Genomic DNA, 11,557 nt, shown 5'->3' with positions numbered 1-11,557 from the left:
TAATCCAACAAAACATGCGATTCGTTTCACAAGAAGAGGGTTTTTATATATTTGCTAACACCAATCGGTAAAGGGAAAAAGCTACGTATGAGGATTATTATAGCAGGAGCTGGAGATGTGGGGTTTCATTTGGCCAAACTGTTGGCATTTGAAGCACACGATATTACCATCATCGATATGGATGACGACAAGCTTCAATACATTGCCAATCATCTGGATGTACAGACTACAAAAGGAAATTCGACCTCCTTTCGTACGCTTGAAGAGGCACAAATCGGAAAAGCAGATTTGCTAATCGCGGTTACAGAATCCGAAGCTACCAATATATCCACCTCCATTATTGGCAAAAACCTGGGCGCACGCAAAACGATCGCCAGGGTGACAAATACAGAATACCTGCATAAGAAAGAAATCCTTGACCTCAAGGACATAGGCATAGATGAAATTATCTCTCCAGAATCTTTGGCAGCCAAAGAGATAAAAAGACTGCTCAAACAAACTGCCCTCACAGATTTGTTTGACTTCGAAAAAGGGACTTTATCCTTGGTAGGGATCACCATTGATGAAAATTCTGAATTGAATGGAAAGACACTTGTCGAGGCGGCGTATCTCAATCCAGATCACAGTTTTACCACAGTGGCAATACTCAGAAATCAAGAGACAATCATACCGCATGGAGACAATAAGTTTCTCATCAATGATCATGCTTATTTTATATGTCAACCTGATGGTGTAGAAAGAGTGCTTGACCTTGCTAAAAAGCAAAGCGAGGACATTAGAAATATCATGATTTTAGGTGGAAGTAAGATTGGTATTCAGGCAGCATTGCAGCTAAGCAAGCGATACAATATTAAACTAATCGAAGAGGATAGAGATAAGTGTTTTGAACTAGCAGATATGCTTCAAAACACCATGATTATCAATGGAGACGGACGCGATGTTGACTTACTAAAGGAAGAAGGGATCGATGATATGGATGCCTTTATTGCTGTTACTGGCAATTCAGAAACCAATATTATTTCCTCATTAGTAGCAAAAAATCATGGTGTGGGCAAGACTATTTCTTTGGTTGAGAATATGGACTATATCCATTTGTCCCAAAATATCGGAGTGGACACGATGATCAACAAGAAGTTGATTGCGGCTAGTTTTATTTTTAGATACATAAGAAAGGGGCAAGTGGTAAACATGACCACTATTCATGGCGTGGATGCAGAAATTTTGGAATTTGAAGTGACCGAAGGCTCCAAAATACTTGATCATGAGTTGCGCAACCTTGAGTTTCCAAGATCTGCTATTATTGGTGGTGTCATTAGAAACGGGCAGGGACATATCGCCAGAGGAAATTTTCACTTCGAGGTCAAAGATCGAGTGGTTGTTTTGACGCGTTCTGAGTGCATCAGAAAAGTAGAAGCATACTTCAAATGAGATTCAATTACAAAGTAATTCTAAATGTACTCGGCCTGCTGGTGCTGTTGAACGGAGCGTTCATGATGTTATGCGTTCCATTTAGTTTATATTTTGACGACGGAGATTTGATACCAATACTAAAATCAGGTGGTATCACCATGTTTGTAGGCTATATCACCTTCGTACTCACTCGAAAAAATAGATCCAAGGAGCTCAAGAAAAAGGATGGATATCTAATCGTGACCTTAGGATGGTTGACGATGTCGGTTTTCGGCACCCTGCCCTATATGCTGAGCGGCATGATTCCCAATTTCACAGATGCATTTTTTGAAACTATATCGGGGTTTACTACAACTGGTGCTACCATTCTTACAGACATTGAATCTATAGATAAAGGCATTTTGTTTTGGAGAAGCCTGACACAATGGATTGGAGGAATGGGAATCATCGTGCTAGCCGTAGCGATTCTACCCATATTAGGCATTGGAGGCATGCAGCTATTTGTAGCCGAGGCTCCGGGTATCACGCCAGATAAATTAAAACCTAGAATCACAGAAACAGCTAAGCGTCTTTGGTTTATTTATGTGGGCCTGACCCTTACGGAAATGATTCTATTATGGTTGGGAGGGATGAGCTTCTATGATGCTATAAACCATGCCCTCACTACGATGGCTACAGGGGGATTCTCTACCAAAAATGCTAGCATTGCCTATTATCAATCGCCCTTTATACAATATACGATTACGTTATTTATGTTTCTTGCGGGTACGAATTTTACACTCACCTACTTTGGGCTTCATGGTAAGTTTAGGACGGTATATAGAAACGAAGAGTTTAGATTCTACGCTGCCTTCTGTATTCTACTTACCATCATTTGCGGCGTAAGTGTTTTCACACACTCCTCCTTAGGTATAGAAGAATCATTCAGGAACGGTTTGTTTCAAGTAATATCAATAATAACCACCACTGGCTATGTCACCACAGACTATAGCCAATGGGCCTCTTCGATTGTAGTGCTGATTTTTGTAATGATGTTTTTTGGAGCATCTGCTGGAAGTACAGCCGGCGGAGTAAAAATTGTTAGGCATATTGTCCTTATTAAGAATAGCATATTGGAGCTCAAAAGGCAACTTCATCCTTCTGCGATAATACCTGTGAGGTTAAACAAAAAAGCTGTCCATAGAGACATTACGTACAATATCCTGGCGTTTATCATGATCTATATTTCGATATTCGCGTTTGGATCTGTGATCATGGCGTGGATTGGGTCTGACTTTTTGACAGCCATAGGATCCGTAGCCACTTGTCTTGGCAATATAGGCCCTGGTCTTGGCCAGGTAGGACCAGTTGATAATTTTGCAGCCATACCGGTACCCGGCAAGTGGTTCTTGTCTTTTTTAATGCTCTTGGGCCGGCTGGAGCTTTTTACAGTATTGATTTTACTAACGCCATATTTTTGGCGTAAAATATAGTTAAGCATGACATCTATCCTTGAATTTATAATCTGGAGTCCTAGTCCGGAAATGTTTACCATACCTATCATTGAAAGAGAAGTTCGATGGTATGGTTTGTTGTTCGCCATGGGTTTTATTGTGGCACAGCAGGTTATGTATTGGATATTCAAAAGAGAAGGTAAAGACCCAAAAGATGTCGATCAGCTGACGTTGTATCTGGTGATTGCCGTAGTTGTGGGAGCCAGGTTAGGCCACTGTCTTTTCTATAGCCCTGGTTATTACCTGAGCAATCCCATCGAAATATTCAAGATTTGGGAAGGCGGGTTGGCTAGTCATGGTGGTGCGATTGGAATGTTTATCGCATTATACCTTTATGCTAAAAACTACGGCTTCACCTATTTATGGATTTTGGATAGAGTAGCGATAGTGACGGTACTTGTAGGGGCATTTATAAGGTTTGGAAATTATATGAATTCTGAAATTATCGGTTTGCCAACGGGTACAGATAGTGGGGTGGTGTTTGCTAGAAGTGTGGAGGATATGTTTCTACGTGGTGATGAAAGAGTTGAAAATGTGTCATTTGAAAAAGGTGGTAAGGCCAAAAGTGATAGTGCAGGCCTGGTCCCAATGACCATAGTATTAGAATATAAAAGAGGTATCGAACTGGATGAAACTTCTAGCGGATTTTTTGAAAGGAGTGTGCCCAATGCATTGAGTCGAGGCAGTATACGGAAGCACATTTTCTATGAAAAAGGGCTAGAGATGCCATATGACTTATATAAGTCCGGAGGAGTTCAATATGCAAAAATTCATGTACTGGGAGTACCACGGCACCCTGGTCAGCTGTACGAGTCCATTGCTTGTATCCTGATGTTCTTAATCTTGGCTCATGTCTGGTACTATCATCGATCAAGGCTCAAAGCAGGCTTTCTTTTTGGGTTCTTTATGACCATGCTATGGTCAGAACGATTTTTTGTAGAGTTTTTCAAAGAAAATCAAGAATCATGGGAGGCAGACATTCCGCTAAATATGGGGCAATGGCTGAGTATTCCTCTATTCTTATGGGGAGTTACCTTTATGATCAAGTTTTGGGGATTTGGGAAAAAAACGAAATAAAAAAAGAGCCCAACAGAGGCTCTTTTTATCAATGATTTCGAATATGGTTGGCTATCTGAAATAGTATTCAAATAAGCCTGAACATACTTCCGACGCCCCTATGAAAATCCCAACACCGTAGGTGATATGTTTTACAGACAATTGATTGATAGCAAATGGCAGACCGCTGATATTCAACATGCTGAACCCAATAGCAGTAATCAATCCACCAATAATCGATAGTGTCAGGTTTGAAGATACAATGAGTATCAAGGTACCTACACAGATAATAATCAAACTTGTGATTAGTACATTTTGAGTATTCATGGTGGCCACCTTTTTACTTATCACAAAAGCAAGTATGGCTGAGAAGCCTAATAACCCAAAGGAAACATAGCCGCCAAGACTGCTCATCTCGGGGAATGAGTGCTCAAAACTAGAGGGGATGTACTCTACCAAAAACGCCTTACCTACTCCAAGTGCCAAGCCTACTGTGAGTATGGCAATATAACTTTGAAAGCTCTGTGGCTTTACCCTAGACTCCATCAACTCTTTTTTCCTTGAAATAACTTCATCAGAGGATATTCGATGAAATAAATATCCGCTGGCTGAGATCAAAACTCCACCGACGATAAATGTCAGCGTATCGCCAAAAAACTGCACCAATCCCACAACCAAAGGCTCAAGTGCATAAACCAATTCTGTAACAAGGAACAAGAAACCCATAACAATAGGCAGCTTCTGAGCAGGTGCAAAGGCTTCTATCATCGAATAAGCCGGGCTTATAAATAGGTTCATGGAAATCAACCAAAGAATGATCATGTAGGGCAAAAAAGGTTTTAAGGCGCCGACAGGACCAGCCCCAATGATGGAAGCCACAATCATGAAAATCATTGCTGTAGCCCCAATGCCGACAGTAAAAAGTGTGAAAAATTTACCGTTTTTCCCGAGCAGATAATCAGCCAATAGTCCAGCTAGTGCTGGGATCAGTACAAGAATCAATCCCTTAGAGATGATAAGAAAGTCTGATAAATGATCGAAACTAAAATTTTCTAAAAGAATAGGTTGGTATTCATGGTAGGCAATCCAGCTTATAACTACCGAGACATTTAAAGCGCCCAGGCTAAATATTTCAGGCCATTTAATTTCGTCTTTCTTAGATGCGATGGTACTCATATATTATTTTTATTTTGTGATTTGACAAGAGATACGAAGTACAAAAGCCTTTTGGATTTCATAGGGCAACTTTTTTTAATTAATAAAGCATTCGATTGTTAAGTGGAGTTTACCAATCTACATATATGAGGATGCTACTGCAATGTTTAGGATGAAAATTTCTTTTGTGACTATATTTGTTCAAACGAAAATTTCATGTACTTCAAACTCACTTCACGAACTTTTTCATTAATTTTAATAGGGTTGCTTCTAAGTTTTGGCTCATGCAAGTCTTCGCATTATCCTAAGGAAAGAAAACCTCGGAAGATTAAGAAAGGCAAACCAATACCTTGTCCTATTAAAGACTGCTAAAACTATAGGCACCTGAATTTGGAAGATCATTAACCCATTTGAGCCAAAAATTTCATGAGGAAAATTATCATTGCCATTGATGGCTATTCTGCTTGTGGCAAGAGTTCTACTGCCAAGCGTGTTGCGGCCGCACTAAATTATGCGTACGTGGATACTGGAGCCATGTATAGATCAGTTACCGTTTATTTCATTGATCATTATATCGACCTTACAAATCCGAAGTCTGTGAGTAAGGCGCTCGATAATATTGAAATCTCTTTTCACCACAACGAATCCACAGGCCAAAACGAAACCTTCTTGAATGGACTAAATGTCGAAGAGAAAATTCGTCATATGGATATTTCGCAAAAGGTGAGCGAAGTGGCTGCGATTAAGGCAGTGAGGCAAGCGATGGTAAAACAACAGCAGAAAATGGGTAGATCCAAAGGAGTGGTTATGGACGGACGTGATATTGGTTCGGTGGTATTTCCAGAGGCAGAGCTAAAAATTTTCATGAACGCTGACTTCGATGTCAGAGCGGAGCGACGGCAAAAGGAGTTGTTCGATAAGGATCAGCTCGTCGATTTGGAAGACGTAAAGGATAACCTAAGAAAACGTGATAAGATAGATACTACTCGAGAGGAAAGCCCACTCATTAAGCCAGAAGATAGTGTTGAAGTAGATACGACGCACATGTTTCTTGAAGAACAAGTAGATCATATTGTGCAGCTCGCTACCAGCCGAATGACGAATGGTTGATCTGGTGGATAATACGAAATTGGCTCTTCTAAACCTTATACAACATAGAATTTGGATCTATTCCCGAGTAGATCTGCAAAGCACTAAATAAAGACTCTGCCGAAAGATACACTCCTTCGGCAGAGCAGATAATAATTAATGATTCTTATTATTTCTACTCCGGTGTGAAATCGGTCTACAGGTTTTAGAAGTAGAGAAAGCGTTTTAGTTTGACAGAGTAAACGGATGTCTTAGAAAGGTCTAAACTAGTTGTTTTTAAGAGCGAGGCACTTATCGTAGTAGAAGAAATCCCTCTGTCTGCTAAAAACCGTATGTCATGGTTTCTGATTGACTGTGCTGATAGCCCTGATGGGTTTTCGCATATTGTTGCACAACCACCTTGCTCAAGACAGTCAGCAATAGCTGATCCACAGTTCCATTTCCCATCACATTCAATACTGGTTGTTTTATTACCAATTGTGCAATCTACAGTATATACCGTTCCAAGTGCTCGGGCAGTTTCTTCACGGCCATCGATCGGAAAATAACTTTCTTCTTTGAAACCAAGAATTGCCATTTGATTTGTTTCTGTGTCGAACACCAAATCAAAGGATAAAAGTAATGGTTCTGATTGGACTCGGGCACTATTTTTGACTTCCTCAAAAATGGGACTTATTCCATTTAGGGTTTCGTTTGCCAGTGTAGTGACTTGCTTTGAAGTAAATGGAATTTCATTAGTCTGTGAATCGCCCTCGCTCCCACAGGATGACATCAGCACGATGTAACATAATAATACTGAAAGTAACTTTAGTTTATGACTAGACATAAGGTAATGGTTAGGTTTTAGGTAATTAATTTTAGCAAGCTAGTCTACCTAAAAGTCAATTGATATAGGTACTAGTACCTAAATTGTAAAATATACGTTTAATATTTTGCGACTATTGGGTTCTGAACATTTTTGTCTCTTAACCCTATCGCTAGAAAGATATATTTTACTTTTGTACAACGTTTCGACTAAAGATGAATATAGAGATAGATAATAATTCTGGGTATTGTTTTGGTGTGGAATACGCCATTGAAATGGCCGAGGATGAGCTCAACGAAAGCGGTCAGCTTTTCTGCCTTGGAGATATTGTCCACAATCATATGGAAGTGGAGCGTCTTTCTGCCAAAGGGCTTCAAGTCATTGAGCATGAAGAGTTGAAAAACCTTCACAACTGTAAAGTCCTGATTAGAGCGCACGGAGAACCACCGGAGACTTATAAGATTGCCATCCAAAATAATATCGAATTGATCGATGCCTCCTGTCCCGTAGTACTCAAACTACAAAATAGAGTAAAGGGATCGTTCGATCAGATGGAAGAGCGAGCAGGTCAAATTGTCATCTATGGCAAGCCAGGTCATGCTGAGGTCATTGGACTTACCGGTCAAACTAAAGAGAAGGCTATTATAGTGATGGAAGACGAAGATCTGGACCAGATTGATTTTGCCCGACCAATCACACTCTACAGTCAGACCACCAAAAGCACCAAAGGGTTCTATAGATTAAAGCAGCTCATAGAAGACAAAATCACAGCGGCAAAAGGCCAACCACTTGAAATCACAGATTTCAAGGCTAACGATAGTATATGTAGACAAGTGTCGAATAGAGAGCCCAGTATGGAAAAATTTTCCCAAAAGCACGATGTGATCATTTTCGTAAGCGGTAAAAAAAGCTCCAATGGAAAAGCACTTTATGGGGTATGCAAGAATTTTAATAAACGAAGTTATTTTGTTGGCAGTGAAGAAGAGATTGACCTTAATTGGATTCGACCCGAGGATTCGATAGGAATTTGCGGAGCTACATCCACCCCCATGTGGCTGATGGAGCAAGTGAGAGATTATATTATTAACCAGTATGCCGCCGTTGCGCAATAAATGGCCTCAGCTTTTGGTCATGCAATCATTGCTGTCTCAATCAAGACAGGGTTTCCCCAGAAACATTTTACCCCGAGGGTATTGTTGGTTGGCGTCTGCTGCACAATACTACCAGATATAGATGTGCTGGCCTTCAAATTTGGAATTGCCTATGGCAGCTTTTGGGGTCACAGAGGATTTTCACATTCGATACTTTTCGCTTTACTAATTGGCGTGATATGCGCTACGTTATTCTCTATAAAAAAGGGTAATTGGAAATCCTTGATCTTGTTATGGAGCTATTTTTTTATCTGTACAGCCTCTCACGCTCTTTTGGACTCTATGACCAACGGCGGATTGGGCGTAGCATTCTTTTCTCCTTGGGACAATACCAGATACTTCCTCCCGTGGAGGCCGATAGCTGTCTCACCAATCGGTGCTGCTCGATTCTTCTCAGCACGTGGATTAGAGGTGCTGAAAAGTGAAGCCATCTGGATTGGAATTCCATCACTAATATTTTGGGGAATCACCTATATTTCTTTTAAAAGGAAATAACCGTTTTGGGGGTGATATCAGAGCTTTTTGTCTTATGACAAACTCTAATAAACTATGCGACTCACATTGACAACATTTTTTCTTGCCTGCCTTTTCTTTTCTTGTTCTGAAGACGCTGATGATAGCTATGATCATTTTAGCGGGTCAAACTCATTGGGAAAAGTGTGGCAGCTGACAGCCATCGAAGTTGAGCTAGGAACACTGATTCCGTACGATTGTGTAGCCGACAATAATTATACTTATTTCTCCAGTGGAAGATATGAAGTGAATGAAGGCAGAAGTAAGTGCTATGAAAATGATGCCCCCGGGCTCTCCGGAGAATATCTATTCAGCACTGACAGAAACGAACTTGTAATCACCATTGGAGACTCAGTCCAAGTTTGGCAGATCATCACCTCCAATGCTACAGAACACAAAATCTCTAGCGAATTTGATGGAGAATTCAGAAGCTATCTGTTTGAAGCAGTCAACTAGAGCAGGGTTTTAAAAACTATTTGGACGTATTCATTTTTACTCCTATGGATATCTCTACTCCTTCCAGAAGGACTTTGGTATCTGGGTATTCGACAACTCTGTTTTCAATGGAGCCTCCGATCGACCCACCAGAATACTCTCCCACTATAGCCGCTCCACTTGTCCCTTTTAGGTATTGTACCTCCGTAGTAATAGAAAACTTGCTACTCACATGAAAAGACAATTCTACACCTGTCATCCAACCAAAGCCTAGTTTGTTCTCCACTTCGAGGTCGGAATTTGCAACATCCCAATTTTCATGTGTGCGAATCGCGCGATCCATGTTGCCATAGTTGATCCGTGGAGCGAGATGCCCCATTCCGAATCCACCACCTAGAAACTTGACAGAGACTGCGTTCGATTCCAGCGTCAGCGTTAGTTGCAGCGGAACCAGAATAGACCAATGAGGACCGGTGACCGGTTTATCTGTGTCAAAAGGTAGTCCCTCCATAGGCAAACCGGGCATATTATAAAGAGAGGCTCCTGTTTCAATACCAATCAAACCGAAACTGACTCCAAGTCCTCTGATCGAAAGTGGACTTACCGGGACAGAGACATACCCGTCTTTTGGAATTATGACAGAGGCAGATAACCCTTGGCCGTTTGCCGAAAGGCTAAGAAGAGTCAATGTTAGAAAGGGAAGTATTAAGATCTTTTTCATCGCCCAAAATTAGGTTTTTTCATAGTCAATGGCTGTTTTGTAGAGTAAAATGTATGGCTAAAACTAGCTGAGATGCCTAATGCCAGTAATAAAATCTGCTGGTTTACCATATGGGCAATTTAGATTATTGAATTATGCTACTCCTTTACATAAGTCTTTGATTGGTTATTTTCATTATGTGGACTGCCATCTGATTCTGCCTGGTTGGAATGTAAGAAGTCCATTATCAAATCATGATTTTAATCTGTTGCCTTTTCATCTTCAAATTCTTTTACGATAATTGCGCTCCTAGCCCATTATCATCAATTTTTTATTATTTTTGCCTCGTTTTATAAAACAGGACTTTTGCAATAAAATATGTCTCAGAATATAAAGCTTAAGAAGGGATTTGATATCAATCTCGCAGGAAAAGCTGAAAAGAAAATCGGAGAACTCCCACTCGCGGAGACTTACGCCATTAAACCCACGGACTTTGTTGGTATGAACCGTCCAAAGCTTTTGGTCAAGGAGGGTGACAACGTAAAAGCCGGCACACCAATTTTGGTGGACAAGCTGGTCGAAAACGTGATATACGCTTCACCAGTAAGTGGCGAAATAGCGGAAGTGGTCAGAGGAGCCAAAAGAAAAATATTGGAAGTAAGGATATTGGCTGACAAAGAGGTGTCTTTCGAGTCATTCGAGAAGCATACCGATATCAAGAGTCTCTCCAAAGAAGCTGCGATAGCGCAGATGACTCAAGGCGGTGTTTGGCCTAATATTATTCAACGCCCGTTTGGCGTGGTGGCCAACCCGGATGATTCTCCAAAGAACATTTTTGTTTCAACAGTTGATACGCATCCACTGGCTCCGGATATGAACTTTATCCTGGAAGGGCAGAAGAATTATTTTGAAGCAGGTATCGCTGTTTTGGCCAAGCTAACAGATGGCAAGGTCCATGTCAACATCAGTGCCTCTGATACTTCTGATTTATTTAAAAACTCAGAAGCACAAGTAAACACTGTATCAGGACCACATCCTGCAGGAAATGTAGGAGTACAGATTCATCATTTGGCGCCGATCAACAAAGGAGAAGTCTCTTGGACGGTCCATCCTTATGGAGTGGCGCAAATTGGCAAACTTTTTCTTGAAGGAAAGTACGACGCATCCAAGGTTGTCGCTCTGACCGGTTCTGAGGTGAAAGCTCCACAATACTATAAGATGTACTCAGGTGCTGCCATCAACAAATTGATTGATGGTACTATCAATGACGGATATGTAAGATATATTTCTGGAAATGTATTGACCGGAAATCAAGTGAACTCCACAGGCTATCTTGGATTCTATCATCATCAGCTTACAGTGATTCCTGAAGGGGACTATTACGAGCTGTTTGGCTGGATTTTGCCTACAACTAATCGCTTGAGTTTTCATAGAGCGTTTGGCTTACTTTCTTTCCTTGGCGGAAAGAAAAAAGAGTATGTACTTGATACCAACATGAGAGGTCAGCATAGAGCATTTGTGCAAACAGGTGCCTTTGAGAAGGTGACTCCAATGGATATACTTCCAACCCACTTGCTAAAAGCGATACTCGCTGAGGACTTTGATGATATGGAAGGCTTAGGCATTTATGAAGTAATTGAGGAAGATTTGGCGCTTTGTGAATTTATCGATGTGTCGAAAAATGACGTTCAGGCCATTTTAAGAGAAGGACTGGATCTAGTAAAAAATAGTTAAGAATCGATGAAGCCAA

At 40.8% G+C, this 11,557-nt stretch carries 11 protein-coding genes; 8 read left to right on the top strand and 3 right to left on the bottom strand.

Going from position 1 to position 11,557, the window contains the following annotated elements; translation table 11 throughout:
- Window positions 1-87: 87 nt before the first annotated feature.
- From trkA to ABJF11_RS08055, 3 genes are read left to right on the top strand one after another with little or no spacing between them, the layout of a single operon-like run.
- Window positions 88-1,428, top strand: coding sequence for a Trk system potassium transporter TrkA (trkA, locus tag ABJF11_RS08065; RefSeq protein ID WP_348119294.1), 1,341 nt, complete (start codon window positions 88-90; stop codon window positions 1,426-1,428).
- Entirely contained in the window at window positions 1,425-2,882 is a 1,458-nt protein-coding gene (locus ABJF11_RS08060) for a TrkH family potassium uptake protein (RefSeq protein WP_348119293.1), read from the top strand. Before trkA ends, ABJF11_RS08060 begins: the two co-directional genes overlap by 4 nt.
- 6 nt (window positions 2,883-2,888) lie before the next feature.
- On the top strand, window positions 2,889-3,980 hold the full coding sequence (locus ABJF11_RS08055) for a prolipoprotein diacylglyceryl transferase (RefSeq protein WP_348119292.1): 1,092 nt from the start codon (window positions 2,889-2,891) through the stop codon (window positions 3,978-3,980).
- A gap of 51 nt (window positions 3,981-4,031) precedes the next feature.
- Here ABJF11_RS08055 and ABJF11_RS08050 read toward each other — a convergent pair whose 3' ends face one another.
- Entirely contained in the window at window positions 4,032-5,135 is a 1,104-nt protein-coding gene (locus tag ABJF11_RS08050) for a hypothetical protein (protein ID WP_348119291.1), read from the bottom strand.
- 405 nt (window positions 5,136-5,540) lie between these two features.
- Here ABJF11_RS08050 and cmk point away from each other — a divergent pair, with 405 nt between their 5' ends.
- Window positions 5,541-6,224, top strand: coding sequence for a (d)CMP kinase (cmk, locus tag ABJF11_RS08045; RefSeq protein ID WP_348119290.1), 684 nt, complete (start codon window positions 5,541-5,543; stop codon window positions 6,222-6,224).
- Window positions 6,225-6,408: 184 nt separating this feature from the next.
- Here cmk and ABJF11_RS08040 read toward each other — a convergent pair whose 3' ends face one another.
- A complete protein-coding gene (locus ABJF11_RS08040) occupies window positions 6,409-7,029 on the bottom strand; it encodes a hypothetical protein (RefSeq protein WP_348119289.1) in 621 nt (206 codons plus the stop codon).
- Between the two features lie 194 nt (window positions 7,030-7,223).
- Here ABJF11_RS08040 and ABJF11_RS08035 point away from each other — a divergent pair, with 194 nt between their 5' ends.
- Genes ABJF11_RS08035 through ABJF11_RS08025 form a run of 3 tightly spaced genes read left to right on the top strand, consistent with a single transcriptional unit; the run spans window position 7,224 to window position 9,128 of the window.
- Window positions 7,224-8,120: a 4-hydroxy-3-methylbut-2-enyl diphosphate reductase gene (locus tag ABJF11_RS08035; protein ID WP_348119288.1), complete on the top strand. Its 897-nt coding sequence runs from the start codon at window positions 7,224-7,226 to the stop codon at window positions 8,118-8,120.
- Complete coding sequence (locus ABJF11_RS08030; protein ID WP_348119287.1) at window positions 8,121-8,654, top strand: metal-dependent hydrolase; 534 nt, start codon at window positions 8,121-8,123, stop codon at window positions 8,652-8,654.
- Window positions 8,655-8,708: 54 nt separating this feature from the next.
- Complete coding sequence (locus ABJF11_RS08025) at window positions 8,709-9,128, top strand: hypothetical protein (RefSeq protein WP_348119286.1); 420 nt, start codon at window positions 8,709-8,711, stop codon at window positions 9,126-9,128.
- 16 nt (window positions 9,129-9,144) lie between these two features.
- Here the strand turns inward: ABJF11_RS08025 and ABJF11_RS08020 are convergent, their stop codons facing one another.
- Window positions 9,145-9,828: a hypothetical protein gene (locus ABJF11_RS08020; RefSeq protein ID WP_348119285.1), complete on the bottom strand. Its 684-nt coding sequence runs from the start codon at window positions 9,826-9,828 to the stop codon at window positions 9,145-9,147.
- Between the two features lie 357 nt (window positions 9,829-10,185).
- Between ABJF11_RS08020 and ABJF11_RS08015 the strand changes: the two genes are divergently transcribed.
- Window positions 10,186-11,541: a Na(+)-translocating NADH-quinone reductase subunit A gene (locus tag ABJF11_RS08015; RefSeq protein WP_348119284.1), complete on the top strand. Its 1,356-nt coding sequence runs from the start codon at window positions 10,186-10,188 to the stop codon at window positions 11,539-11,541.
- Window positions 11,542-11,557 lie beyond the last annotated feature (16 nt).

The sequence above is a fragment of the Reichenbachiella sp. genome (genome assembly GCF_039941815.1).
GTDB lineage: Bacteria > Bacteroidota > Bacteroidia > Cytophagales > Cyclobacteriaceae > Reichenbachiella.
This window is presented reverse-complemented; position numbering and strand designations above follow the sequence as displayed.

Bases quoted from the DNA above. Each gene is read 5' to 3' on its own strand.
- trkA (WP_348119294.1), top strand. From the start codon at position 88: ATGAGGATTATTATAGCAGGAGCTGGAGATGTGGGGTTTCATTTGGCC.
- ABJF11_RS08060 (WP_348119293.1), top strand. From the start codon at position 1,425: ATGAGATTCAATTACAAAGTAATTCTAAATGTACTCGGCCTGCTGGTG.
- ABJF11_RS08055 (WP_348119292.1), top strand. From the start codon at position 2,889: ATGACATCTATCCTTGAATTTATAATCTGGAGTCCTAGTCCGGAAATG.
- ABJF11_RS08050 (WP_348119291.1), bottom strand. From the start codon at position 5,135: ATGAGTACCATCGCATCTAAGAAAGACGAAATTAAATGGCCTGAAATA.
- cmk (WP_348119290.1), top strand. From the start codon at position 5,541: ATGAGGAAAATTATCATTGCCATTGATGGCTATTCTGCTTGTGGCAAG.
- ABJF11_RS08040 (WP_348119289.1), bottom strand. From the start codon at position 7,029: ATGTCTAGTCATAAACTAAAGTTACTTTCAGTATTATTATGTTACATC.
- ABJF11_RS08035 (WP_348119288.1), top strand. From the start codon at position 7,224: ATGAATATAGAGATAGATAATAATTCTGGGTATTGTTTTGGTGTGGAA.
- ABJF11_RS08030 (WP_348119287.1), top strand. From the start codon at position 8,121: ATGGCCTCAGCTTTTGGTCATGCAATCATTGCTGTCTCAATCAAGACA.
- ABJF11_RS08025 (WP_348119286.1), top strand. From the start codon at position 8,709: ATGCGACTCACATTGACAACATTTTTTCTTGCCTGCCTTTTCTTTTCT.
- ABJF11_RS08020 (WP_348119285.1), bottom strand. From the start codon at position 9,828: ATGAAAAAGATCTTAATACTTCCCTTTCTAACATTGACTCTTCTTAGC.
- ABJF11_RS08015 (WP_348119284.1), top strand. From the start codon at position 10,186: ATGTCTCAGAATATAAAGCTTAAGAAGGGATTTGATATCAATCTCGCA.